The following is a 22,900-nucleotide window of genomic DNA, read 5'->3' on the forward strand; positions in this document are numbered from 1 at the left end:
GGGAATGCCGCGTTTTCGCCTCGACATCGAATATGACGGCAGTCTCTTCGCCGGCTGGCAGCGCCAGGCCAACCAGCCATCGGTGCAGCAGGCGATCGAGCAGGCGATCGAGAAGTTCTGTGGTGAGCAGGTTTCGCTGCGCGCCGCCGGCCGCACCGATGCCGGCGTCCATGCGACCGCTCAGGTGGCGCATGTCGATCTGATCAAGGCATGGCCCGGCGACAAGGTGCGCGACGCCGTCAACGCGCATCTGCAAGCGGCCAAGGTGCGCATCGCCATCCTGAAGGCCGCCGTTGTGCCGGATGGCTTCGATGCGCGTTTCTCGGCGATCGGCCGCCATTACCTCTACCGCATCGTTAATCGCCGCGCGCCGGCGGCGCTCGACAAGGGCAAGATCTGGTGGGTACCGAAGCAGCTCGATGCCGGTGCCATGCACGAGGCGGCAAAGGTGCTGCTTGGCCGGCATGATTTCACCACCTTCCGCTCGACCCAGTGCCAAGCCACCAGCCCCGTCCGCACGCTCGACCGGCTGGATGTCAGCCGGGCGGGCGATTTCATTGAGGTCCGCGCTTCGGCGCGGTCATTCCTGCACAACCAGGTGCGCTCGATGGTCGGCTCGCTCAAACGTGTCGGCGAAGGCGGCTGGACTGTTGCCGACCTCAAGGCGGCGCTTGAGGCGCGCGACCGTGCGGCCTGCGGTCAGGTGGCGCCGCCCGACGGGCTGTTTCTCGTCGGCGTCGATTATCCGACGCCTGGCTGATCCGGAACGCTGATCCCGAGCAGCGCCTGCAGGCCGAACAGGACGATCAGCGACGCCACGAACATGCCGGCAAAAACGGCGCTGCCGGTGGCCGCACCCCTGCCGATCGCAACGTTGGTCATCCGCCAGGTCAATACCATCGACAGCGCGAACAACAGCAGCGACACGAGTCCGGAGACTTCGTTGGCCGACGTCAGGAAAAGCCGGATCAACGCCGATGGCAGCATCATCCAGGCGATGATCGCCGAGGCCCAATTGCTGGCCACGACATAATGGACGAAACGGCCGCCGACGCCGACCCGCGGCGCCACCAGGGCGAGGCCTATGAGCGGCAGCACCCAGGCGCCGATATCGACGGTGGCCAGGCGGATCAACATGCTGAAACGGCCGACGAATGCGTTGGGATCGCCGATCTCGTTGGCAATACCGACCCAGCCGACGATCAGTGCCGGCGCCGCGACGACGATGGCAAAAAAGGAGTTCCAGAAACCGTCCGCCGAAAGGTCGAGCAGGCGAAATCCGTCGGCCTTGCCGAGCATCAGCCGCCAGGCACCGGCAAGCGAAGCGTAGGTTTCATCCGCTGAAAGCATCACTAGGATATGTCCTGCGCAAACCAGTCTTCAACGAAGCGCAGATAAATCTGCGTCAGCGTCTCGAGGTCGGCAATCGCCACGCGTTCGTCGACCATGTGCATGGTCTTGCCGACCAGTCCGAATTCGACCACCGGACAATAATCCTTGATGAAGCGGGCATCGGAGGTGCCGCCGGAGGTGGAGAGCGCCGGCTTCCTGCCGGTCACCGCCTTGATCGAGCCGCCAAGCGTCTCGATCAACCTGTCGTCGCGTGTCAGGAAAACATGGCTCGGCCCGTCGCGCCAGACGATCTCGTAGTCGACCGGCGTCTTCTTGCCGGCGCGGTATTTCTTGCGTTTCGCCGCCCGGTCGAGGCGGTTGTGGATCTCGGCCTGGATCGTCTCGGCGGTCCATGTGTCGTTGAAGCGAATATTAAAGGTAGCCGCCGCCTTCGCTGGGATGACGTTGGTGGCAGGGTTGCCGACATCGATGGAGGTGACCTCAAGGTTGGTCGGCTGGAAATCCCTTGTTCCGTTGTCGAAGACGGGGTGAAGCAAGGCGTCGACCAGCGTCACCAGGCCGCGCACCGGGTTGTCGGCTAGCTGCGGATAGGCGGCGTGGCCCTGGCGGCCGTTGACGACGACCGTGCCGGAGAGCGAGCCGCGCCGGCCGATCTTGATCATATCGCCGAGCGCGTCGGGATTGGTCGGCTCGCCGACGATCGCAGCATGCCATTTCTCGCCTTTGGCGGCCGCCCATTCGAGCAGTTTCGTCGTGCCGTTGATCGCCGGACCTTCCTCATCGCCGGTTATCAGCAGCGAGACCGACCCCTTCGGGCCGCCCTTCTGCGCGATGTGTCGCGCTACCGCCGCGACAAAACAAGCAATGCCGCCCTTCATGTCGACGGCGCCGCGGCCGAACATCTCGCCATTGGCGATGTCGGCGGCAAAGGGCGGGTGCGTCCAGGCTGTTTCATCGCCCACCGGCACGACATCGGTATGGCCGGCAAACATCAGATGCGGGCCGTTGCCGGAACGCCTCGCGTAAAGGTTCTCTATGTCAGGTGTGCCGGATTCGGAAAACACCGGGCGCTCGACGGCAAAGCCGAGCGGCTTCAACATTTCTTCCAGCGCGCTCAGCGCACCGCCTTCGGCGGGCGTCACGGAAGCGCAGCGGATGAGAGCAGCCAGATTTCTGGTCGGATCGGTAGGCAGCGTCATGGGCAAAAGCGATAGTCGAAAGCGCAAGGCCTGTCACGGCCAGACATAAGGGCCAGCCATGCCGCCGACATTATGGTTTTCATGCCGTATAGTTGCGGCAAGGCCTCTCGACCAGGACAGGGCCATCGCATGGTCACGCGTGGCAAGACAATCGTAATCGCCGGTGCCGGCAGTATCGGATGCTACGCCGGCGGCTGCCTGATACTTGCCACGCGAAAGGTGGTTCTGCTGGCGCGGCCTCGCATCGAGAAGGCGCTGCAAAAAGGTGGATTGCGCATCACCGACCGTGATGGCCGCGACCGATCCGTCAAGCCGGAGGCATTGTCGGTCACCGCCGATCCGGCCGCGGCATTCCCCAGTGCCGATGTCATCCTGGTAACGGTCAAGAGCGGCGCGACGCAGGACATGGCCGGGCTTATTGCGGCCCATGCCCGACCGGATGCGGTGGTACTCAGTCTGCAGAACGGCGTCGACAATGCCGATAAGTTGCGAGCCCAATCTCGCCGCCCGGCGGGTGCTCGCGGGCATGGTGCCGTTCAACGTGGTCCAATCGGCGGAGGGCGAATTGCCGCTTCGTCTGCACCGCGCCAGCGGCGGCAAGGTGATGATCGAACAGGGTCCGACAGGCCTTGACGAACTGCTTGACGTTGAGGGCTTTGCCGTCGCCACGCATGGTGACATCGAAGCGGTGCTATGGGGCAAGCTGCTGCTCAACCTCAACAACGCGCTGGTGGCGCTTTCCGGCCTGCCGCTGGCGGCAGAGCTTGCCGATCGCCGCTGGCGGCTGATCCTGGCCGGCCAGATCGACGAAGCATTGGCGGCAATGATGGCGACGGGCATCGAACCCGCTCGCATCGCCGGCCTGCGTCCCGCGCTGCTGCCGAAAGTGCTTCGCCTGCCCGACTGGCTGTTCAAGTTCTTGGCGCGGCGGATGCTTGCCATCGACCCTGCCGCGCGTTCGTCGATGTGGGATGACCTTCAGCGCCGCCGGCCGACGGGGATCGGCGAACTGCAAGGCGCGGTCCTGCATTTGGCCGAAAAGGCCGGCACGCCGGCGCCGTTGCTGAAGCATGTCACGGCACTGGTGCGCGTGGCCGAGCAGAAGAGGCGCGGATCGCCCTGCCAGACGCCGGAAGCCGTTGTCGCGACCGTCGGATCATAGCCCGCACAGGCGCCCAGTAACGGCCCTTGCCGGTGCGCTTGGCCTCGTAGAGCGCATGGTCGGAACAGGTGAGCAGGATTTCCGGATCGCCGCCGTCGGCGGGTGCGAAGGCGCTGCCGACGCTCAAGCCGACATGGATGGCGGAACCGACCCCGAGGTCGAAAGGCACCGAGACCTTTTCGATGGCCCGTTTTGCCAGGTAGGTGGCCTCGATCTCCGAGGTTGCGGGCAAAAGGATGACAAATTCATCGCCGCCAATGCGGAAGACCACGTCCCCCGGACGGAAGCCGCGCTTCAATCGTTCGGCTACCTTGCGTAGCAGCACGTCGCCGACGGCGTGGCCAAAACGGTCGTTGACCTGTTTGAAACCGTCGAGATCCATGCTGAGCACTGCAAACGGCTTGCCGCCATTGGCGGCCGGCGCCGCAAGGTCGCGGCACATGTCGCGCAATTTCTCCTGCAGGAAGATGCGGTTTGGCAGGCCGGTCAGCGCGTCCTTGATGGCCAGGTCGCGATTGTCCAGTTCGGCGCGGATCATGCGGGCATTGATTGCGTGGTTCTGAAGCAGCACGATGATGCCGCCGGCCACATAGAACGGCGTTTGAATTCCGACGATCGGCATTCCGGGCGCCGCAGAAAACAATGCACCGACCACGTAAGGCAGACTTACGACCAACATGACGAATATGGCGAAGCGCGGGGTCGCCGCATTGCGTGACGACACCACGCCGACGACGCCTGCGACATTCAAGGCGGCAAGTACGGAAAGCGCCATATTCCCGCTGGCAACACAGCCATAGCAGCCGAGGCCGAAAACGACCGACCAGACGCCGCTAGCCGCCATCAGGCCCGCCAGCGGCCCTTTCGAGCCGCGCCTGCGGGCCTGCTCGCATTCCCGCATCAGCAGAACGCGGACGGTGAAAAGCATCAGGTCGGCGGCAATCCAGGCGTAGGGCCACCAATCCCCGGTGGCAAGAGCGGCGCTGACTGCAACCAACAGAACGCTGATGGTGCCGAACAGGACTGCGAATTTGCGGTCGAAGGTCGTGTCGAGAAGCCGGGCGCGGACAGCTTCCGGTTCCAATTTCATCGGCGAAGAGAACCAGGCAAACAGGCGAGCGGCGGCGCTCCACGTTTTGCGCGGCTCCTTGGTGATCAGGGATAGGTCGCTTGCCAGTCGAGCGCTCCGTGCCGGTCGACACAGTCTTCGCCGGCATGCTGGGCCAGGGTGATTAACATTCGCTTAGAGCATCCGGCGCAAAACCGGGCTTTCGGAACTCCCCGTTCCGCCGCTCTGGAGCAATTCCAGGAAAAGTGTGAAGCGGTTTTCCGTCCGGAATTGCGTCAAAACAAAAAGATAGAGCGGTTCGGCGTTTCTGCGAAACGATGAACCGCTCTAGCGGATCTGCCGCCGGATGGCCGGTTTTAGCTTGCCGGCCCCGGTTGTCTGCGGACTGCAGGCCGACGCGGCGGACCCGGCTCGGGATCGGTCTTCGCCGCACGTGCCGGCTGCCCATGAGGGGTTTCGATCAGCGTGATCTTCTGCCAGATCTTTCGCGAGAGGTTCGAAGCCAGGTTCTCGATGTCGTTGACGCCGTCGATGACCACGGCGTCATTGACCGACTGCGCAAACAGCGCGGCGATCTTGCCGGTGATCGACAGCATCTCGGAGCAGTAGTCGAGATAGCGGGCAAGGTCGGCGGCGTTGGTGATGCGGGCTGGCGAATGCGCAGTCGGCTTGAAACTGGCTGAAAGCGTTGCCGGATCCTTGGTCAGCTGGTGCATGTCGATGACGTGGATCAGCGACCGCAGCCCGTGGAGCTGGCGAAACACCCGCTTGCGCTTGATCCGCTCCTCGGAGCGAATCAGGGCCAGGAAGCCCAGCACCGCGAGGATGATCATGTTGAGGGAGGCTTCGATGCCTTGCACTGACTGGAAGGCATCGTGGCTTCCCGAGATGCGGCCGAGCGGCAGGATTGTGCCGACGAACAGGAACATCAGCGCTCCGACGATGAAGGCGGCGATGATGAGGCCGCGCAGCCACCAGATCGGCGCCTCCAGCGCCTTGGCTGCCTTTGCCAGATCGCGCGACAGCGACACGAGCTCGGCGGCGACGCCGCGCAAGCCTGCATCGGGAAAGCGCTCGGCGACGCGCCCTTCCAGCCGTTCGGCGGTTTCGAGGATCAGTTTCGGATCAAGCGAGCGGTAGCGCATGACGAAATGTCCGATCGGCGCTCAGGGTTCAGCCGGGGCATTGGTGCGCTTGCCGTAGCGGTTGGGGCCGGGTTGCCCTGGAAACAGGCAAAGCACCAGAAAAGCGATGATCGAGACAACCGGCACGAACAGCACCAGCGCCGCAACACCCGGCTTGTCGAGGTCATGCAACCGCTTCACCGCCAGCACCACGTTCGACCAAAGCGAGGCAATGAAGGCGATGAAGAAAATGAACGACCACATGTTGCTCTCGGTAGTGCCTTCCGGAACCAGCGTGAAACGGTAGAGTGGGAGGGCCTGTATGATGGCCACCAGCAGTCCTCCCAGAAAATAGGCCGCGCGGCTGACGCGGCCCGAAGTTCTGAAGAAAAGCCAGATGAGGTCTGATCTGTCAGGCAAGCGAATTCCGTCCGTATTCGTGGGGAAAGATCAATCGCGCAGCAATTCGTTGATCGATGTCTTGGAACGGGTTCTGGCGTCGACCCGCTTGACGATGACGGCGCAGTAGAGGCTGGGGCCGGGCTCGTTGTTTGGAAAAGGCTTGCCCGGCAGCGAGCCGGCGACGACGACGGAATTAGGCGGCACCTCGCCGTAGAATATCTCGCCGGTGGCGCGGTCGACGATCTTGGTCGATTGGCCGATGAAGACGCCCATGCCGAGCACCGAGCCTTCGCGCACGATGCAGCCTTCGACCACTTCGGAACGGGCGCCGATGAAGCAATTGTCCTCGATGATGGTTGGACCGGCCTGCATCGGCTCCAGCACGCCGCCGATGCCGACACCGCCCGACAGATGCACATTCTTGCCGATCTGGGCGCAGGAGCCGACCGAAGCCCAGGTGTCGACCATGGTGCCGCTGTCGACATAGGCGCCGACATTGACGAAGGACGGCATCAGCACGGCGCCGGGCGCGACATAGGCGGAGCGGCGCACGATCGACGACGGCACGGCGCGGAAGCCCGCCTTCTCGAAATCGACGGCGCTCCAGCCGTCGAACTTCGAAGGCACCTTGTCCCACCATACCGCCTGACCGGGACCGCCCTCTATGATCTCCATCGGGGTAAGCCGGAACGACAGCAGCACCGCTTTTTTCAGCCACTGGTTGACATGCCATTTGCCGTCGGCCTGCCGCTCGGCGACGCGGGCGACGCCGCGGTCGAGCAGGTCGAGCGCCGATTGGATGGCCTCGCGCGTCTCGCCGCGGGTTGCGGTCGAAATCGTGTCGCGTTCCTCGAAGGCGTTCTCGATAATCTCCTCGAGGCTCGCGAGATCGGGCTTCGACATGAATTCGCTCCATTACCAAGCTGTTAAGGGCCGGCGCCTTAACCTGTTTGAAAGTCGCGCGGACCCTATGTGAAGGCTTGGGGAGGGTCAATCGCGGCAGCGTCACGGGACGGCGCAAGTGAATGATTGGACGGGTAAAGCAAATATGACTCCCATGGAAAAGGCGGGATGGACGCCGCTGCCGCATTCGGACGAGGATCTGGAGCGGTCGAAAAGCGTGCCGGACACGCCGCAAACGCGCGCGGAGACATACCGGCTGGCCTGGAACGATCCCGATTTCATGACGCGGCGCGAGTTGCGCGCGGTCAGGCTGCAGCTCGAACTGCTGAAACCGGAGATGATCCTGGCCGAGCGCGGCATCCAATCGACCGTCATCCTGTTCGGCGGCGCCCGCATTCCCGAGCCCGGCGGCGAAGCCTGGGCGGCCAAGAACGAGACGCAGAAGAAGAACCTCGAGCAAAACAGCAAATATTACGAGGAGGCGCGCAAATTCGCCCGCCTCTGCTCGCAGCAGTCGGCCATCTCGTACTATCGCGAATTCGTCGTGGTGACCGGCGGCGGGCCGGGCGTCATGGAGGCCGGCAATCGTGGCGCCGACGATGTTGGCGCGCCGTCGATCGGTCTCAACATCGTGCTGCCACACGAGCAGGCGCCAAACGCCTACGTGACGCCGGAACTCTGCTTCAACTTCCACTATTTCGCGGTCCGCAAGATGCATTTCGTCATGCGTGCCAAGGCCGTTGCGGTGTTTCCAGGCGGCTTCGGAACGATGGACGAGTTCTTCGAAACGCTGACCCTGATCCAGACCGGCCGCATGGAACGCGTGCCGGTCATCCTGTTCGGCAAGGCCTTCTGGGCAAGGGCGATCGACCTCGATTTCCTCGCCGAGCAAGGCACGATCACGCCCGGCGACCAGGATATCATCGATTTCGTCGACACTGCCGACGAGGCCTGGGGGATCGTCAGCCGCTTCTATAAACTTTGACATGCAAGCAAGGACTTGAAGCGCGCCGGCTGCCTCAAGCAGGGACTTCCACGATCGCCGTGAGAAAGCCGGCGAGGTCGTCGGTGACGAAGTCCACATCGTCCTCGTTGGCCGGGTCGCGTTCCCAGATTTCCGAGAAGGTCGGCTCGAAATTGCGCGGCACCACCAACACTGTGGTCATGCCCAGCGATTTCGGCACCGACAGGTTGCGGGCAAGATCTTCGAACATCACCGCATTTTGCCCGGTAACGGCGTGGAGTTCGGCAAATTTCTCATAGGATTGCCGCGCCGGCTTGGGGTTCAGTCCGGCTGCGACGATATCGAAAATATCATCGAAATGCTCGAGAATGCCCAACTGCCGCGCGGTGCGTTCGGCATGCCGGCGATCGCCATTGGTGAAGATGAATTTACGGCCGGGAAGCTGGCGAATGGCGGTGCCGAGGACGGGGTCTGGAACCAGCCAGGAATAATCGATGTCGTGCACTTTCTCGAGAAAATCGTCGGGGTCGATGCCGTGGCGCGTCATCAATCCGTTCAGTGTCGTGCCGTATTCGCGGTAGAGCTCCTTTTGCAGCTTGCGTGCTTCCTCGCGCGGCAGCGTCAGCAATTCTCCGACGTAGGCGGTCATCTTCACATCGATCTGCGAGAACAGATTCGAATGATGCGGATAAAGCGTGTTGTCGAGATCGAACACCCAGTCGGTGACATGGGCAAAGCGGGCGGGGTCGGGAAGTGTGGTCATACGTCCTTATGGCACGAAACGATCTTTCTAACAGGAGGTTTATCCACAACCTATGCGCGCCCTGGGTGGTAAAAATGGCGCCATGATTAAAATCTTAAGCATCGCCGAAAGGTGACATTCAGCGCTTTGCTGGAACCAAGACGGACCAGTGGGAGCAAGCGATGAATCGCATATTTCTAAAGTCTGCCGCCATCGCTTTCGCCTCCGTCGCGGTCTCGCTTTTGCTGACGCTGATCGTCGTGCCGGCAATGGGGTTTCCGATCAATCGCACCATCTGGCTGACATCCACCGTGTGCCCGCTCGCGCTTGCCTGGAGCGTCGGCGCCTATACGTTCTGGCAGGGCGAAAGGTTGCAGACCGCGCATCGCGGGCTCGCCCGCGCCCATGCCCAACTCGCCGCCGCGCACAGGCGCTTGGCGGAAAAGGCGAGCCGCGACGACATGACCGGCATGCTCAACCGCGAAAGTTTCTTTGCCGCTCTCGACGGCTCCCGGCGCAAATCCGATCGCGGGGCATTGCTGATCGTCGATGCCGACCATTTCAAGACCATCAACGACAGCTACGGCCATCTTATCGGCGACGATGCGCTGCTCCTGATCGCAAACGCGATAGAGCGTGGCGTGCGCAGCGGCGACGTGCTTGGCCGCATCGGCGGCGAGGAATTCTGCGCCCTTCTGATTGGTGCCACCGAACACGAGGCAAGGCGCGTCGCCGAGCGCATCCGGCGTGAAGTCGAGCGTATCCGTTTCCGGCCCGTCGACGAACGAACGGTTCCGCTGACAGTCAGCATTGGCGGCATCACCTGCGGCAGAGACGCCGCAGTGTCGGAGCTAATGCGCGCCGCCGACCAGCGGCTCTACGAGGCCAAGCATCGCGGCCGCAATCTGTCGATCATCGACCGCGATATTTCCGAAGCCGCCTGAGCTCGGCCCTAAGCCTTCTGCTGCATTCAACCGCGCCGCTGCCAGACTGTCAAAATCCAAAGATGGCGATGCGGAACAGCAGGGCGGCCGCCGCCAGCGCCACCAGAGCGATGCCAAGGCCAATGGGAGAGCCCCAGCCATACCAGTCCATCGCCAGCTTGGCATATTTGAACTCCTCGGCCGGTGTGAGTGGGCCGCGCGTCGGGGTCTGATTCATGTTTCACTCCTTGCAGGCTGCGACAGGCCTTGCCTTGCGCCTGATGCAGCATATTACTATAATAGCCATAATGTTAGGCAGTTTGATAGTTAGATGATCGAAATAAATTCGTTAAGCATGAATCGGGCCGACATGAAGACCGCCATCAGCCTTGCCATTATGGGCTGGCAGGACGCGACGCAGGCTTATGACGAGGCAGTGGGCGATAGGCTTGGGCTGAGTATGGCGGAACGCCATTGCCTGGCGCTGCTCTATGGCGGCCCGCGATCGGCTGGCGAGGTCGCGGCCGCAACAGGGTTGACGCCGGCCGCGGTCACCGCGCTGATCGACCGGCTGGAGGCACGCGGCCTGCTGACACGAACGCGCAGCCTCGAGGACAGGCGCAAGGTGGTCATAGAGGCGACGGAACTCACGCGAGAACTATCGACGCGCTATTATGGCGCGATCGCGCAGGAGGGGGAAAAGGTGATCGCCACATTCAGCGACACTGAACTCGCCACGATCCTGCGCTTCGTTACGGCGTCGCTCGACCTTCAGCGCGACCAGCTGGCCCGGCTGAAGGCCGAGGCGTTGGAAATAACCGACAGCCTATAGGCTCGCCGGGTCGAGCGCTGGCTCGCCTTTGCGGCGCGCCACGATCGCCGCAAGATCGGCGGTCTCGAAAGCATCACGCAGGGCGTCGAACGACGGCAGCACGAAATAGGCACGCTGGAACTTGTCGATCTCGTAGCCGGTGCGCATTACGGTTTCCAGGTCGAAGGGGACATGGTGCGCCTCGCCGCCTTCGACCGCGAACTGAAGCTCGGTGAAGGATGACATCAGCCCGGCACCGAAAGCCTTCAGCGGCTGGCCCGGCTCGCGTATCAGCCCGTATTCGACGGTGTACCAGTAAAGCCTGGTGATCATCTCGTCGCCGCCGAGCGCAATCACGCTGTCGGCCTTTTTGCCATACATCTGCATGAAGTCGGCAAAGACCGGCTGCGTCAGGATCGGCACGTGACCGAAGAAATCGTGGAACATGTCGGGCTCGACGATGTAGTCGAGCTCCTTTTGGGTTCGCAGCCAGTTGGTGACCGGGAAGCGGCGGTTGGCGAGGTGGTCGAAGAACGGCTGGGCGGGGATGAGCCCCGGCACGGCGACGATCTCCCAGCCGGTGAACTTGCGCAGCTTCTCGCTGACCGCACCGAAATCCGGGATCTTGTCGAGAAGACCGAGTGCCGCGACGCCGTCGAGGTAGGAGTGGTGGGCGAGCTTCCTGGTCAGCTTCGTCTGGCGGTCGCACAGCGTGCGCCACACCGCCTGTTCTTGGTCGCTATAATTGTAGCCTTGCGCCACGGTGAAATCGGCACGGCAGACCGAATAATCGCCGCGAAGGCCTCGCGCCGCGCATTCGCGGGCATAGTCGGCAACGTTCATTGTCATGGCTTGCTCTCCCTGGAAATCATGATCAGCGGATTGCCGGAAATTCTAGCGGGATGGCGCGAGGCAAATCAGCTTTGATGGTGGCTCAAATGCGGGGTTGGAGGTAAAAGACTCCACGATCGAGCTTTGGGAGAGTGAAAATGCCTCAGTTTGATGAATTCGAGATCAAGATGCTCGACATCCTGCAGCGCGACGGGCGCAAGCCGGTCTCCGAATTGGCGCAGGAGATTGGGCTGTCGACGACACCTTGCGCGCGGCGCTTCGAGGCCCTTCAGCAGGCGGGCATCATAAAGGGCTTTGCTGCGGTGCTCAGCCGCCGCGCCGTCGGGCTGATGGTCGAAGTGTTCATCCAGGTGCGCCTCGTAACCCACAGCGACGGCTCACCCGAAACCTTTATCGCCGCCGTGCAGCGCATGGACGAGGTGTCGTCGTGCTGGACGATGACTGGAGACTACGATTTCCTGCTGCATGTCATGGTGCCGTCGGTCGACGAGCTCAATGCCTTCGTCATGCACCGGCTGATGCGGCTCGAAGGCGTGCGCGACGTACACACACAGCTTGTGCTGCAGAACATCAAGGGGCCCGGCCATGTCCCGCTTGCACATCTCAGACGATAGGCATTTCTGCGGAAAAGCTGCACACAAACTGCTGAAGCGAGCCAATCTCCGGAACTAGATCGCCGACTACGACATGCGGACCGCCATTGCATAAGGCCCGCCATGAAAATCGTCCTGATCAACCCGCCGCATACCGCCATCGGCAGCCGTGTGCCGGACGACCATCTGCCGCCGCTCGGTTTGCTGGCACTGGGCGGTCCGCTGATCGACGCGGGACACGAGGTGCGGCTCGTCGATGCCGAATTCGGGCCGATGCCGCTTGCCACGCTGGTCCGGGACGCCTTGAGCGATCATCCCGACTGCATTCTGATCGGCCATTCCGGCTCGACCTCTGCGCATCCGACAGCCCTGCTGATCGCCGGCATGGTCAAGCACATCGATCCGGCGACAATCCTGATTTATGGCGGCGTGTTTCCGACCTATCACTGGCGCGACATACTGGCCGAAACGGATGCCTTCGACGTCATCGTTCGTGGCGAGGGCGAGGCGACCATCGTCGCGCTGGCCGAAGCGCTGGAGAAACGCAAGCCGCTCTCGGCTGTGGCGGGGATCGCTTTTGCTGACGATGTGCGCCGTCCTTTTGCCACCCGGCCGGCAAGGACGATCGCCAATTTCGACGATTACCGCATCGGCTGGGAACTGATCGACTTCAGTCGCTACAGCTATTGGGGCGGCAAGCGCGCAGTAGTCATGCAGTTCTCGCGAGGCTGTCCGCATCTGTGCAACTATTGCGGCCAGCGCGGCTTCTGGACGCGCTGGCGGCACCGCGACCCCGGGAAGTTCGCGCGGGAGATTGCCTGGCTATACCGCGAGCATGGCGTCGAGCTGATCAACCTTGCCGACGAGAACCCGACGTCGTCCAAAAAAGCCTGGCGCGCCTTTCTCGATGCGATGATCGCCGAGAATGTGCCGGTGCTGATCGTCGGCTCCACCCGCGCCGACGACATCGTCCGCGACGCCGACAGCCTGCATCTCTATCGCCAGGCCGGCGTCATCCGCTGGCTGCTTGGCATGGAAAATACCGACGAGCAGACGCTTGCATTGATCCGCAAGGGCGGCAGCACCTCGTCCGACCGCGAGGCGATACGGCTGCTGCGCCTCAACGGCATCTTGTCGATGGCGACCTGGGTGGCCGGTTTCGAGGACGAAAGTTTGCGCGACCTCTGGCGCGGCTTCCGCCAGCTGATCGCTTATGACCCCGACCAGATCCAGGCGCTCTATGTAACGCCCCACCGCTGGACGCCGTTCTTCAGGATTGCCAGGGACCGCAAGGTGATCCAACTGGACGCCCGCCTGTGGGACTACAAGCACCAGGTGCTGCGGATGACGCGCCTCAAGCCGTGGATGTTGTTCTTCGCCGTCAAGCTGATCGAACTGGCCGTGCAGTCGCGGCCCAAGGCGCTGGCGCGCATCCTGTTCCACAAGGATCCGGAGCAACGGCATTCGATGCGCTGGTACACCAAAATGGGCCGCCGCGTCTGGTTCCGCGAAGTCGGGGGCTTTCTGGTCCGCGACCGCCGCCTGAAAAATGGCCCGACGCTCGCCGAATTCTGGGGCGCGCCGCAAGACGAGGAAGAAGAATCGATGGTTGTCGAACGCCTGTCGCGTCAGTCCGTGACCGCTATTTCGCCAAACGCTTGAGCCCCTCAGACACCCGGCCTCACGGCACGATCAGCGTGCCGGCGCCGTGTTCGGTGAACAGCTCGAGCAGCACCGCATGCGGCGTCTTGCCGTTGAGGATGACGACGCCTGCGACGCCGCGCTCGATTGCCTCGATGCAGGTCTCGACTTTGGGGATCATGCCGCCCGAGACAGTGCCGTCCTTGATCAGGGCCTTGGCCTCGGCCACGGTCAACTCGTCGATCAGCTTCTTGTCTTTATCGAGCACGCCGGGCACGTCGGTAAGGAACAGCAGGCGCGTCGCCTGGCAGGCGCCGGCGATGGCGCCGGCAAAAGTGTCGGCGTTGATGTTGTAGGTATGGCCGTCGCGGCCGGGCGCCACCGGCGCCAGCACCGGGATCATTTCGGATCGTGCCAGGAGGTCGAGCAATGTGCGGTCGACCTCGACAGGCTCACCAACGAAGCCCAGGTCGAGCACCCGCTCGATGTTGGAATCCGGATCGATCATGGTCTTGCGCGCCTTTTCGGCAAACACCATGTTGCCGTCCTTGCCGCACAGCCCGATCGCCCACTCGCCCTCGGCATTGATCAGCGCGACGATCTCCTTGTTGATCGACCCGGCCAGCACCATCTCGACAATCTCGACGGTCTTCTGGTCGGTGACGCGCAAGCCGCCCTCGAATTTGGATTCGATGCCCATCTTGCTGAGCATGGCGCCGATCTGCGGCCCGCCGCCATGCACGACAATCGGGTTGACGCCGGATTGTTTCAAAAGTGCGATGTCGCGGGCGAAAGCCTTGCCGAGCGCGATGTCGCCCATCGCGTGGCCGCCATATTTCACCACGACCGTCTTGTTCTCGTAGCGCTGCATATAGGGCAGCGCCCTTGAAAGCAGCGCGGCCTGCATTTCGGCGGTGGCGGCGACATCCGTCATCGGCGTGGTTCCCAGCTTGGCATGAACGGCGGCGTCTTAGCGGGAATTGGACGAGGGGGCAAACGGCTTTGCTGTCACGATCGATCAAATCACCGCCTATGCCGGCCGCAGCAGCGGCGCCCGTCGGCCCAGCCAGCCCGAGATCCTTTCCATCTGCGCGGCGAACGACAAAAGCGTTTCCTCGTCGCCGGGGCGGCCGGCGGCCTGGACGCCGAGCGGCAGGCCGGCATCGGTGACGTAAACCGGAAGCGTGATCGACGGTTGCCCGCTGACGTTCTGGATCGCCGGCCAGTGGGTGAACCACAGGCTCTTGTCCATCAGCTGGCCGAATAGCGGCTTGAACTTCAGCAGACCGGCGAGGCGCAGTCTGTCCAGGACATTCTCGATGAATTCGTCGGCGCCTTTCGGGTCCATGGTGCCGCAGGCGAGCGGCGGGTGCGCGATGACAGGCATCAGCACCGCATCATAGTGCGCGGTTTCGGTGATAAGCCGGCGCGAGGTTGCGTGCAGCCGCTGCAGGCCGGCATAGATTTCGCCGGCCGAGAGAATTTCACCGAACCGGCTCATCACGCGCGTGGCGCGTTCGATGTCGCCTGAGATGGAGCGGCCGACGCGCAAGGCCTCGCCACGCATCGTGCCGGCCACCGCCGCAGCGACGGTTCTGGCGAAATCGGCGATGAAATCGCGATCGATATAGGGCAGGTCGATCTCCTCGACGCTGTGTCCGCCTTCGCGCCCCAGCCCGATCGCCGCATCCAGAGCTTTCAACGTCTCTTCCGATATCGGCAAGCCGAGCGGCGATTTTCGATAGAAGGCGAGCTTGAGCTTGCCCGGATCGCGCCCGGCGGCCGCAGCGAAACTGCCGTTCGGCAACGGTGCCGCGTAGGGCGACAGCGGGTCGGGCCCGTGGGTCAGGTCGAGCAGCAGGGCCGTATCGCGCACCGAGCGGGCCAACGCATGGTCGACGACGAAGCCATACCAGCTTTCGGTGACGAGCGGCGTCAAGGGTACGCGGCCGCGCGAGGTTTTCAGCCCGACCAGCCCGGTACAAGCGGCAGGCACCCTGATCGAGCCGCCGCCATCCGAGGCATGTGCCACCGGCACGACGCCGGCCGCGACCAGCGCCGCCGCACCGCCCGAGGAACCGCCGGTCGTGTGCGCGGTATTCCATGGATTGCGGGTGACGCCGTAAGCCACCGACTCCGTCACCAGCCTCAGCCCGTGTTCGGGTGCGGTGCTGGTGGCGATCGGGATCAGGCCGGCGGCCAGATAGCGTTCCGTCATCACCGAGCTGAAATCGGGGGTGAAGGCCGGGATGCGGCTGCCGCCATGCGTCGGCACGCCCTTCATAGCGATGCCAAGATCCTTCAGCGCAAAGGGCACTCCGGCAAGCGGCAGCTTGCGGTCAACGGTTTTCGCTCGCGCCCGCGCCGCCTCAAAAAGCGGTTCGGCGATTGCGTTGATCTCCGGCAGGGTGGCCTCGGCCCGGGCGATCGCCGCATCGACGAGATCTTGCGGTGTGATCTCTCCCTTGTGCACGAGTGCGGCCTGGCCGGTTGCGTCATGCTCCCACAGAACCCGCTCGATCGACATGGTCGCCCTCCCGCTCATTGCAAGCTAGCGGGCTGCGATTTCATTGGCAATCGACGCTGGCGCTGCCGGTGCGCAAGACCATTTCAGTCGTTGCAAATACATTGCAATCGCCTAATTTGGCGGCGGATGACGCCGCAGGACATCAGCAACCTGATTGTCCGGACTTCGATGAAGGACCGGGCTGCGTTCGATCTGCTCTACCGGCAGACCAGCGCGAAACTTTTCGGCGTCTGCCTTCGTGTATTGAAGGATCGGGGAGATGCAGAAGAGGCGCTTCAAGAGGTCTTCGTCAAGATATGGACGAAGGCGGACCGTTTCGCCGTTTCGGATCTGAGCCCGATCTCCTGGCTGGTGGCCATTGCGCGCAATCATGCGATCGATCGGATCAGGGCGCGGCGAGAGCCTGCCGCCTATATCGATGCCGCGCTCGACGTGGCCGATCCGGCGCCGGGGCCGGAGGCCATGGCCGTGGCGGGCGGTGAGTCCGAACGCATCTACCATTGTCTCAAGGAATTGGAGAAGGACCGGGCGGCGGCCGTCCGGGGCGCCTATCTGGATGGCAAAAGCTATGCCGAACTGGCGGAGCGCTATGGCGTACCGCTGAACACGATGCGGACCTGGCTGCGGCGCAGCCTGTTGAAACTGAGAGAATGCCTGGAAAGATGACGCTGGCTGACGACAATGGACCGGAACGTGGGGGCGACGACCTGTTCGCCGCCGAATACGTTCTTGGCGTTCTGGCCGCCGATGAACGCGAGATCGCGTCGCGCCGCATCGATGCGGACGCCGCCTTCGCGCGCCTTGTCGATGCCTGGGAGGCGCATCTTTCGCCGATGGCCGCCGCCTATCCGGAGACAGAGCCTCCGATCAGGGTCAAGGAAGCATTGGACCGCCGGCTGTTCGCTGCAGAGCCGCGCGCCGGCCTGTGGTCGAGCCTTGGCTTCTGGCGCGGTCTTGCCGCCGCCGCCATTGCGGCGCTGGCGATCTACATCGCCGTGCCTTACTTCCGCCCGTCCACCGAACCGTTGCAGGCGCGGCTTGTCGCCTCGCTGGCGGCCGAAGGCAGCGACGTCAAATATCTCGTCGTCTACGATGCCGCCCGTCACGAGGTCGGTCTTTCCCACGTTTCCGGCGAGCGGGCCGCCGGCAAGGACTTCGAGCTGTGGATGATCGAAGGCAAGAAGGCGCCGGTGTCGATGGGCGTCATCCCGGCCGATGCGACCGCGCATTTGGCCATCCCGCCCGCCGTCCAGGAGAAATTGGCGCAAGGCGCCGTGCTTGCGGTCAGCGTTGAGCCTGCTGGCGGTTCACCGACCGGCCAGCCGACTGGACCGGTGGTCGCAGCGGGCGATCTGAAGAGCATCTGACCGCTTCTCATCTCCGGAAGCAGACCTGAAATCTATCTCCCGCGATTGAAACGCCTGCAAAAGCTTGTTGGCGGCTGTCGATCCGCGCCGGGCAAATTGCAGGGACAAATATTTTTTTGCGGAGAGGGCGAAACTCCAGCATTTCTATCGCGTATCTCCTTGCGTTCCCAAATGAGGGAACGATAACCCGAGGAGATTGAAAATCATGCGTAAATTCGCCACCCTTTTGCTTGCCGGCACGGTCGCCATTTCCGCGCTCGCCACCATTGCCTATGCTCAAAATCCGATGGTCGGCGGCGCCGCCATGTATGCCCAGAAAAACATCGTCGAAAATGCTGTCAACTCGAAGGACCACACGACGCTGGTCGCTGCCGTCAAGGCAGGCGGCCTGGTCGATACGCTGCAAAGCGCTGGCCCCTTCACTGTGTTCGCGCCGACCAACGAGGCCTTTGCGGCACTTCCAGCCGGCACGGTGGAGACGCTGCTCAGGCCTGAAAACAAGGACAAGCTCGTCAAGATCCTGACTTGCCATGTCATCGGCGCCAAAGCGATGGCCGCCGACGTCGCCAAGATGGTCAAGAACGACGGCGGCACCCACAAGGTCAAGACGGTCGGTGGTTGCGAACTGTCGCTCAAGGCCGACGGCGGCAAGGTCACCGTGACCGACGAGAACGGCAACGTCGCCAATGTGACGATCGCCGATGTCGAGCAGTCCAACGGCGTCATCCACGTCGTCGACAAGGTTCTCCTGCCGAAGATGTAACAAACGCACGCTGCCGGCGAAGATATCGCTAAGGGCCTCCCTGCGCACACTCCGCGCCGTTCACGCAAGATGTGGATAGGCGCGGAGTCCCGCTTTGAGGACAGCGATCGTCACCGGCTTTTGATTTCCGTGTGGCGGTCGAATTTGGCACAAGCAATGACAGGAGGAATGGCCATGAACCGTCGCGAGCTTCTTTTGAGTGGTGCGGCAGCCATTGGCGTTGTCGCAGGCGCCACCGCGCTGCGCATGGGCGGAGCCCAGGATGCACGCGCGGCTGAGACTTTCGAGGTTACCAAGACCGAAGCCGAGTGGCGCGCCATCCTGTCCGACGCGGCCTTCAATGTGCTGCGCAAGGAGGGCACGGAATACCCGGGCACCAGTCCGCTGCTCAACGAGCACCGCAAAGGCATCTTCGCTTGCGCCGGCTGCGGCCTGCCGGTCTATTCGTCAGAGACCAAGTTCGATTCCGGCACAGGCTGGCCGAGCTTCTGGCAGGAAATCCCGAAGTCCGTCGGCAAGACCGTGGACAGGTCTTTGGGCATGACCCGCACGGAGGTCCATTGTCGCCGCTGCGGCGGCCATCTCGGCCACGTATTCGACGACGGTCCGCCGCCGACCGGGTTGCGACACTGCATCAATGGCGTTGCCTTGACCTTCAAGCCGGCGACGGCGTGAGGACGGCTGCGACCCTGACTTTGTCGGAGCGCGAGAGGACTTCGTAATGGTTGATTTTGCGCATGACCCCGAAAATCGCTTTTCGGGGTCATGCGCGAGGGCGCCAGGCGGGGGATCCAGCGCGCCTCAATGGCCTACGCCACCGCCGCCCTGAGCGGCTGGCTTGCGGATCACCAGGGTGAAGAGCCCAAGCGTCGCGAACAAAACCGTCAGCATGAAGAATACGTCCATGAACGACAGCAGCGACGCCTGCTGCTGGACCATGCCTGATAGTTTGGAGATGGCCGCCTTGGAGGCGTCGAGCCCGGCGGTCTGCTCGAAGTTGAGCGTCATGTTCTGCAGCTTCTGCTGTGCAGCGGCACTTCCCCATTGCACGTGCTCGGAGAGCCTGGCGTAGTGGAAGGCATTGCGGTCGATCAGCACGGTGTTGATGACTGCCAGGCCGACGGCGCCGCCGAGATTGCGGGTCAGGTTGAACAGGCCAGACGCATTCTTCAGCCGCTCCGGCGGCAAGGTTCCGAGCGCAATGTTGTTGATCGGCACCATGCAAAGCATCATCGAGCAGCCGCGCAGGATCTGCGGAATCAGCAGTTCATAGAAATCCCAGTCGGCGGTGAGATGCGTCATCCACCAGGTCCCCGTGGCGAAGCCGAAGAAGCCGATCATCATCATGATGCGCGGGTCCATCTTGTTCGACAGGATGCCGGAGATCGGCGCAGTGAAGAACATGGCTAGGCCGCTGACGAACAGCGCCTCGCCGATCATCATCGAATCGTAGCCGCGGATCCGCCCCAGGAACACCGGATAAAGATAGGTCAGACCGTAGAGGCCGATGCCGACGACGAAGGAGAACAGCGAGCCGAAGGCAAAATTGATATTGCTGAAAGCCCTCAGATCGACAATCGGCTCCTCGGCGGTGAACACGCGCCAGAAGAACAGCACCGCGCCGAAGGTCATGATGACGGCGCAGATGAACACCGCCTGATCCTGCAGCCAGTCGTTGTTGGGACCTTCCTCCAGCACATATTCCATGCAGCCCAGGAAGGCGGCCATGCCGGCAAGCCCCCACCAGTCGAACTTGCTGAACAGCTTGAGATTGGGTTTGTCGAAGTCGATCAGCGACCAGGCGGCCGTCGTCACCAGAATGCCGGGCACGACGTTGACCAGGAACAGCCAGTGCCAGGACATGGCATGGCTGATATAGCCGCCGACGGTCGGGCCGATGGTTGGCGCCAGCGTCGCTACCAGGCCGATCATCGGCGAGACGATGGCGCGACGCGACGGCGGGAAGATGGTGAAGGCGGCTGCAAAGACGCTCGGGATCATGCCGCCGCCGATGAAGCCCTGCACGGCGCGGTAGACGATCATCTGGTCGATATTGGTTGCGGTCGCCGCCAGCGCGCTGGCCGCGGTGAAACCTGCCGCCGAGATTGTGAACAGCACCCGCGTCGACAGCATCCGGCTGAGGAAGCCCGACAGCGGGATCATCACCACCTCGGCAATCAGATACGCCGTCTGCACCCACGGAATCTCGTCCGAACTGGCGCTCAGCCCCGCCTGGATCTCGGCCAGCGAGGCCGAGACGATCTGGATGTCCAGGATGGCCATGAACATGCCGAACACCATTGCCAGGAAGGCGATGACGCGGCGTGTCGAGATGTGGTCAACCGGCGCCGGCATGGCTGGCGTCGGCGCCGATCCTGCAGTTAGGGTTGCGGTCGCCATGACCTTTGCTCCCGGTTCCGCTTTACTTCGATGCCGCAGGCGCCGTGCGGCTGTCGACGGCGACGACGACGCTCAGGCCGGCGCGCAGCTTGCCCGTCTTCAGCACATCCGCGGGCACGTCGATGCGAACCGGAACACGCTGCACCACCTTGGTGAAATTGCCTGTGGCGTTCTCCGGCGGCAGCAGCGAGAACACTGCTCCCGAAGCCGGGGCCAGCGACGACACGGTACCCTCGATGTCCTGACCGTCGATCGCGTCGACCGACACTCTGACCTTTTCACCAGGCACCAGCCGGGCAAGCTGGGTCTCCTTGAAGTTGGCGACGATGTAGAGCTTGTCCATTGGCACGATGACGGCGAGCTTCTGTCCGGGGCTGATCAGGTCGCCCTGCTCGACCGAGCGGTTGCCGACCACGCCGTCATAGGGTGCGCGCAGCACGGTGAAGGACAGATCCCGCACCGCCTTGTCGTGGGCAAGCTGCAGCGAGGCCAGCGTGCTTGCCGATTCCGCCCGCTGCGCCTGGAGCACGCCGATATTCGCCTGAGCCGCCGCGATCTGCGCGTCGGCGCCGGCTAGTGCGGCATTGGCTTGCTCGACCGCCGTCTGGGCATCGTCCAACTGGGCCTGAGTACCGACGCGGGTCTTGAGCAACTGGGCGGCACGAACCTGAGCTCGCTTCGCATTATCGGCCGCGGCCTGGTCGGCGGTCTTCTGCGCCTGCGCCTGCTTGAGCGAGGCGCGCGCCGCCTCGGTCTGGGCATCGATGCGGTCGAGCGTCTTGCTCAACGTGGCGATCTGCGCCTCGGCCTGGGCAACGGCTATCTTGTAGTCGCCGTCATCGACGATCAGCAGCGGGTCGCCGGCCTTCACCTGCTGGTTCTCGGTCACTTTGACCTGATCGACATAACCCGAGATTTTTGGCGAGATGAACGCCGTGTCGGCCTGGACATAGGCGTCGTCGGTCGTGATCATGAAGCGCCCGTCGGTCCAGTAATCATAGCCATACCAGGCGCCGGCGCCCAGCAGGGCCAGGCCGATGATGGGCAGCAACATCGAGCGCATCGAGCGCTTCTTCTTGGCGGGAGCCAGCGGGGTGACGTCGGCGGGCTTGAGAGGGGCTTCCGGCGCTTCGATCGCAGGCTGGACCTTGGCACTGGGGAACGGGCGGACTTCGGCACTGGTGGGCGCGTTCGAGGACATGATATCTCTCTAAATTAACTGGCGCTGAATTTCGTCAGACTGAACCGTTCGGTTCGATCTCGACGTTGACTTAGCGCTTAAAGAGGCCCATATCAAGAGCAATCGAACCGGATGGTTCGAATTATTTTACGAGGTGTGACATTATGGCCGAAGCCCCCAAGGCCGCTCCTTTGCCTGATTCAGGCCCATTGCCCAGCGCCGGCAAGGACCAGTGCGATCTGCTGGACAGTCTGCCGCGCGGCCGCCCGGCCGCGGGGCAAGACCCGGTCAAGCGCAGCCAGATCATCGAGGGTGCGCGCCGTGTCTTCATCGACAAGGGCTTCGAAGCCGCGTCGATGAACGACATTACGCGCGAGGCCGGCGTGTCCAAGGGCACCATCTATGTCTACTTCGCCAATAAGGAAGAGCTGTTCGAAGCGCTGATCGAGGAAGAGCGCGGCACGATTTTCAAGAACATGTATGAAGTGCTCGACCAGATTGGCGACCTTCGCCAGACGCTGGTGAAGTTCGGCGTCGTGCTGTCCATGAAGATCACTTCGGCGAGGGTCATCCTGGCGCAGCGGACGGTGATCGGCGCGTCGGAACGCATTCCGGAGCTTGGTGCCCGGTTCTACGAACGCGGCCCGAAGCGTGGCCATGACAGGGTCGTCGTTTTCCTCAACATGGCTATCGAACGCGGCCTGCTGAAGATCGACGACGTCGAACTTGCCGCCTATCAGTTCACCGAGCTGTGTCTGGCCGGTCTTTTCCGCCAGTGCATATTCGCCTATCGCACCAAGGCGCCAAGTGCGGCCGAGATCGAACACATCGTCAGGTCGGGCGTCGACGTGTTCCTGAAGGCCTACGGCACCGAACAGCTGGCAGAGCAGGAACGGGCCTCCAGCCCCGCCTGACAGGCTGCCAG

Annotated in this window: 24 protein-coding genes and 1 pseudogene; 12 read left to right on the forward strand and 13 right to left on the reverse strand. The window is 63.0% G+C overall.

Features of this window, described 5'->3' with window-relative positions:
- Positions 1-4: 4 nt before the first annotated feature.
- Positions 5-760 carry a tRNA pseudouridine(38-40) synthase TruA gene (truA, locus tag NKH16_RS11845; protein WP_352744267.1) on the forward strand — a complete coding sequence of 252 codons (756 nt, stop codon included), beginning with the start codon at positions 5-7 and terminating at the stop codon, positions 758-760.
- Here truA and NKH16_RS11850 read toward each other — a convergent pair.
- Both NKH16_RS11850 and dapE read right to left on the reverse strand, forming a co-directional pair.
- On the reverse strand, positions 742-1,350 hold the full coding sequence (locus NKH16_RS11850; RefSeq protein WP_352455970.1) for a transporter: 609 nt from the start codon (positions 1,348-1,350) through the stop codon (positions 742-744). The genes truA and NKH16_RS11850 overlap by 19 nt on opposite strands.
- 2 nt (positions 1,351-1,352) lie before the next feature.
- On the reverse strand, positions 1,353-2,552 hold the full coding sequence (gene dapE / locus NKH16_RS11855) for a succinyl-diaminopimelate desuccinylase (protein ID WP_352455971.1): 1,200 nt from the start codon (positions 2,550-2,552) through the stop codon (positions 1,353-1,355).
- Positions 2,553-2,681: 129 nt separating this feature from the next.
- On the opposite strand from dapE, the pseudogene NKH16_RS11860 reads away from it, so the two are divergent.
- A pseudogene (locus NKH16_RS11860) lies at positions 2,682-3,714 on the forward strand (2-dehydropantoate 2-reductase).
- Here NKH16_RS11860 and NKH16_RS11865 read toward each other — a convergent pair.
- The 4 genes from NKH16_RS11865 to dapD form a co-directional block, all read right to left on the reverse strand.
- Positions 3,626-4,804 carry a diguanylate cyclase domain-containing protein gene (locus NKH16_RS11865; RefSeq protein ID WP_352899490.1) on the reverse strand — a complete coding sequence of 393 codons (1,179 nt, stop codon included), beginning with the start codon at positions 4,802-4,804 and terminating at the stop codon, positions 3,626-3,628. The pseudogene NKH16_RS11860 and the gene NKH16_RS11865 sit on opposite strands and share 89 nt — an antisense overlap.
- A gap of 335 nt (positions 4,805-5,139) precedes the next feature.
- Entirely contained in the window at positions 5,140-5,928 is a 789-nt protein-coding gene (locus NKH16_RS11870; protein WP_352744278.1) for a hypothetical protein, read from the reverse strand.
- Positions 5,929-5,949: 21 nt separating this feature from the next.
- Positions 5,950-6,327, reverse strand: a complete 378-nt coding sequence (locus tag NKH16_RS11875; RefSeq protein ID WP_023677473.1) for a DUF805 domain-containing protein — start codon at positions 6,325-6,327, stop codon at positions 5,950-5,952.
- A gap of 30 nt (positions 6,328-6,357) precedes the next feature.
- A complete protein-coding gene (gene dapD / locus NKH16_RS11880) occupies positions 6,358-7,212 on the reverse strand; it encodes a 2,3,4,5-tetrahydropyridine-2,6-dicarboxylate N-succinyltransferase (protein WP_352455975.1) in 855 nt (284 codons plus the stop codon).
- A 145-nt stretch (positions 7,213-7,357) separates the two neighbouring features.
- Between dapD and NKH16_RS11885 the strand changes: the two genes are divergently transcribed.
- Positions 7,358-8,197 (forward strand): LOG family protein, encoded by an 840-nt coding sequence (locus NKH16_RS11885; protein ID WP_352744281.1) that lies wholly within the window; start codon positions 7,358-7,360, stop codon positions 8,195-8,197.
- Between the two features lie 34 nt (positions 8,198-8,231).
- On the opposite strand, the gene NKH16_RS11890 is transcribed toward NKH16_RS11885, so the two are convergent.
- Entirely contained in the window at positions 8,232-8,939 is a 708-nt protein-coding gene (locus tag NKH16_RS11890; protein ID WP_023677476.1) for a pyrimidine 5'-nucleotidase, read from the reverse strand.
- A 161-nt stretch (positions 8,940-9,100) separates the two neighbouring features.
- Here NKH16_RS11890 and NKH16_RS11895 point away from each other — a divergent pair, with 161 nt between their 5' ends.
- On the forward strand, positions 9,101-9,862 hold the full coding sequence (locus NKH16_RS11895; protein ID WP_352899494.1) for a GGDEF domain-containing protein: 762 nt from the start codon (positions 9,101-9,103) through the stop codon (positions 9,860-9,862).
- Positions 9,863-9,911: 49 nt separating this feature from the next.
- Here the strand turns inward: NKH16_RS11895 and NKH16_RS11900 are convergent, their stop codons facing one another.
- A complete protein-coding gene (locus NKH16_RS11900; protein WP_352744285.1) occupies positions 9,912-10,079 on the reverse strand; it encodes a hypothetical protein in 168 nt (55 codons plus the stop codon).
- Between the two features lie 93 nt (positions 10,080-10,172).
- Between NKH16_RS11900 and NKH16_RS11905 the strand changes: the two genes are divergently transcribed.
- Positions 10,173-10,673: a MarR family winged helix-turn-helix transcriptional regulator gene (locus NKH16_RS11905; RefSeq protein ID WP_352744287.1), complete on the forward strand. Its 501-nt coding sequence runs from the start codon at positions 10,173-10,175 to the stop codon at positions 10,671-10,673.
- Here NKH16_RS11905 and phhA read toward each other — a convergent pair.
- On the reverse strand, positions 10,668-11,501 hold the full coding sequence (phhA, locus tag NKH16_RS11910; protein WP_352899499.1) for a phenylalanine 4-monooxygenase: 834 nt from the start codon (positions 11,499-11,501) through the stop codon (positions 10,668-10,670). The genes NKH16_RS11905 and phhA overlap by 6 nt on opposite strands.
- A gap of 140 nt (positions 11,502-11,641) precedes the next feature.
- Here phhA and NKH16_RS11915 point away from each other — a divergent pair, with 140 nt between their 5' ends.
- Both NKH16_RS11915 and bchE read left to right on the forward strand, forming a co-directional pair.
- On the forward strand, positions 11,642-12,118 hold the full coding sequence (locus NKH16_RS11915; protein ID WP_023677481.1) for an Lrp/AsnC family transcriptional regulator: 477 nt from the start codon (positions 11,642-11,644) through the stop codon (positions 12,116-12,118).
- 102 nt (positions 12,119-12,220) lie between these two features.
- Complete coding sequence (gene bchE, locus NKH16_RS11920) at positions 12,221-13,759, forward strand: magnesium-protoporphyrin IX monomethyl ester anaerobic oxidative cyclase (RefSeq protein WP_352899502.1); 1,539 nt, start codon at positions 12,221-12,223, stop codon at positions 13,757-13,759.
- Between the two features lie 19 nt (positions 13,760-13,778).
- Here bchE and argB read toward each other — a convergent pair whose 3' ends face one another.
- Entirely contained in the window at positions 13,779-14,672 is an 894-nt protein-coding gene (argB, locus tag NKH16_RS11925) for an acetylglutamate kinase (RefSeq protein ID WP_023677482.1), read from the reverse strand.
- Between the two features lie 96 nt (positions 14,673-14,768).
- Positions 14,769-16,265 (reverse strand): amidase, encoded by a 1,497-nt coding sequence (locus tag NKH16_RS11930; protein WP_352899505.1) that lies wholly within the window; start codon positions 16,263-16,265, stop codon positions 14,769-14,771.
- Positions 16,266-16,391: 126 nt separating this feature from the next.
- Here NKH16_RS11930 and NKH16_RS11935 point away from each other — a divergent pair, with 126 nt between their 5' ends.
- From NKH16_RS11935 to msrB, 4 genes are all read left to right on the forward strand, one after another.
- The gene (locus NKH16_RS11935; protein WP_023677484.1) at positions 16,392-16,931 is read left to right on the forward strand and encodes a sigma-70 family RNA polymerase sigma factor; all 540 of its coding nucleotides are present in this window, start codon (positions 16,392-16,394) and stop codon (positions 16,929-16,931) included.
- Positions 16,928-17,632: an anti-sigma factor gene (locus NKH16_RS11940; protein ID WP_352899535.1), complete on the forward strand. Its 705-nt coding sequence runs from the start codon at positions 16,928-16,930 to the stop codon at positions 17,630-17,632. Before NKH16_RS11935 ends, NKH16_RS11940 begins: the two co-directional genes overlap by 4 nt.
- A 205-nt stretch (positions 17,633-17,837) precedes the next feature.
- On the forward strand, positions 17,838-18,395 hold the full coding sequence (locus tag NKH16_RS11945; RefSeq protein ID WP_023677486.1) for a fasciclin domain-containing protein: 558 nt from the start codon (positions 17,838-17,840) through the stop codon (positions 18,393-18,395).
- Positions 18,396-18,569: 174 nt separating this feature from the next.
- Entirely contained in the window at positions 18,570-19,070 is a 501-nt protein-coding gene (gene msrB, locus NKH16_RS11950) for a peptide-methionine (R)-S-oxide reductase MsrB (RefSeq protein ID WP_352682583.1), read from the forward strand.
- Between the two features lie 126 nt (positions 19,071-19,196).
- Here msrB and NKH16_RS11955 read toward each other — a convergent pair whose 3' ends face one another.
- Both NKH16_RS11955 and NKH16_RS11960 read right to left on the reverse strand, forming a co-directional pair.
- A complete protein-coding gene (locus tag NKH16_RS11955; protein WP_352682680.1) occupies positions 19,197-20,750 on the reverse strand; it encodes a DHA2 family efflux MFS transporter permease subunit in 1,554 nt (517 codons plus the stop codon).
- Positions 20,751-20,817: 67 nt separating this feature from the next.
- Complete coding sequence (locus tag NKH16_RS11960; protein WP_352452994.1) at positions 20,818-21,996, reverse strand: HlyD family secretion protein; 1,179 nt, start codon at positions 21,994-21,996, stop codon at positions 20,818-20,820.
- A gap of 143 nt (positions 21,997-22,139) precedes the next feature.
- Between NKH16_RS11960 and NKH16_RS11965 the strand changes: the two genes are divergently transcribed.
- On the forward strand, positions 22,140-22,889 hold the full coding sequence (locus NKH16_RS11965; RefSeq protein ID WP_352452995.1) for a TetR/AcrR family transcriptional regulator: 750 nt from the start codon (positions 22,140-22,142) through the stop codon (positions 22,887-22,889).
- Positions 22,890-22,900: the final 11 nt, after the last annotated feature.

It is taken from the genome of Mesorhizobium sp. M1307 (assembly GCF_040318155.1).
Taxonomy (GTDB): Bacteria; Pseudomonadota; Alphaproteobacteria; order Rhizobiales; family Rhizobiaceae; genus Mesorhizobium.

Coding starts and splice junctions, on each gene's coding strand:
- dapD (WP_352455975.1), bottom strand. CDS start 7,212: ATGTCGAAGCCCGATCTCGCGAGCCTCGAGGAGATTATCGAGAACGCC.
- NKH16_RS11965 (WP_352452995.1), top strand. CDS start 22,140: ATGGCCGAAGCCCCCAAGGCCGCTCCTTTGCCTGATTCAGGCCCATTG.
- NKH16_RS11955 (WP_352682680.1), bottom strand. CDS start 20,750: ATGCCGGCGCCGGTTGACCACATCTCGACACGCCGCGTCATCGCCTTC.
- NKH16_RS11885 (WP_352744281.1), top strand. CDS start 7,358: ATGACTCCCATGGAAAAGGCGGGATGGACGCCGCTGCCGCATTCGGAC.
- NKH16_RS11960 (WP_352452994.1), bottom strand. CDS start 21,996: ATGTCCTCGAACGCGCCCACCAGTGCCGAAGTCCGCCCGTTCCCCAGT.
- phhA (WP_352899499.1), bottom strand. CDS start 11,501: ATGACAATGAACGTTGCCGACTATGCCCGCGAATGCGCGGCGCGAGGC.
- dapE (WP_352455971.1), bottom strand. CDS start 2,552: ATGACGCTGCCTACCGATCCGACCAGAAATCTGGCTGCTCTCATCCGC.
- bchE (WP_352899502.1), top strand. CDS start 12,221: ATGAAAATCGTCCTGATCAACCCGCCGCATACCGCCATCGGCAGCCGT.
- NKH16_RS11930 (WP_352899505.1), bottom strand. CDS start 16,265: ATGTCGATCGAGCGGGTTCTGTGGGAGCATGACGCAACCGGCCAGGCC.
- NKH16_RS11895 (WP_352899494.1), top strand. CDS start 9,101: ATGAATCGCATATTTCTAAAGTCTGCCGCCATCGCTTTCGCCTCCGTC.
- NKH16_RS11915 (WP_023677481.1), top strand. CDS start 11,642: ATGCCTCAGTTTGATGAATTCGAGATCAAGATGCTCGACATCCTGCAG.
- NKH16_RS11945 (WP_023677486.1), top strand. CDS start 17,838: ATGCGTAAATTCGCCACCCTTTTGCTTGCCGGCACGGTCGCCATTTCC.
- NKH16_RS11850 (WP_352455970.1), bottom strand. CDS start 1,350: ATGCTTTCAGCGGATGAAACCTACGCTTCGCTTGCCGGTGCCTGGCGG.
- NKH16_RS11940 (WP_352899535.1), top strand. CDS start 16,928: ATGACGCTGGCTGACGACAATGGACCGGAACGTGGGGGCGACGACCTG.
- argB (WP_023677482.1), bottom strand. CDS start 14,672: ATGACGGATGTCGCCGCCACCGCCGAAATGCAGGCCGCGCTGCTTTCA.
- truA (WP_352744267.1), top strand. CDS start 5: ATGCCGCGTTTTCGCCTCGACATCGAATATGACGGCAGTCTCTTCGCC.
- NKH16_RS11870 (WP_352744278.1), bottom strand. CDS start 5,928: ATGCGCTACCGCTCGCTTGATCCGAAACTGATCCTCGAAACCGCCGAA.
- NKH16_RS11900 (WP_352744285.1), bottom strand. CDS start 10,079: ATGAATCAGACCCCGACGCGCGGCCCACTCACACCGGCCGAGGAGTTC.
- NKH16_RS11905 (WP_352744287.1), top strand. CDS start 10,173: ATGATCGAAATAAATTCGTTAAGCATGAATCGGGCCGACATGAAGACC.
- NKH16_RS11865 (WP_352899490.1), bottom strand. CDS start 4,804: ATGAAATTGGAACCGGAAGCTGTCCGCGCCCGGCTTCTCGACACGACC.
- NKH16_RS11935 (WP_023677484.1), top strand. CDS start 16,392: ATGACGCCGCAGGACATCAGCAACCTGATTGTCCGGACTTCGATGAAG.
- msrB (WP_352682583.1), top strand. CDS start 18,570: ATGAACCGTCGCGAGCTTCTTTTGAGTGGTGCGGCAGCCATTGGCGTT.
- NKH16_RS11890 (WP_023677476.1), bottom strand. CDS start 8,939: ATGACCACACTTCCCGACCCCGCCCGCTTTGCCCATGTCACCGACTGG.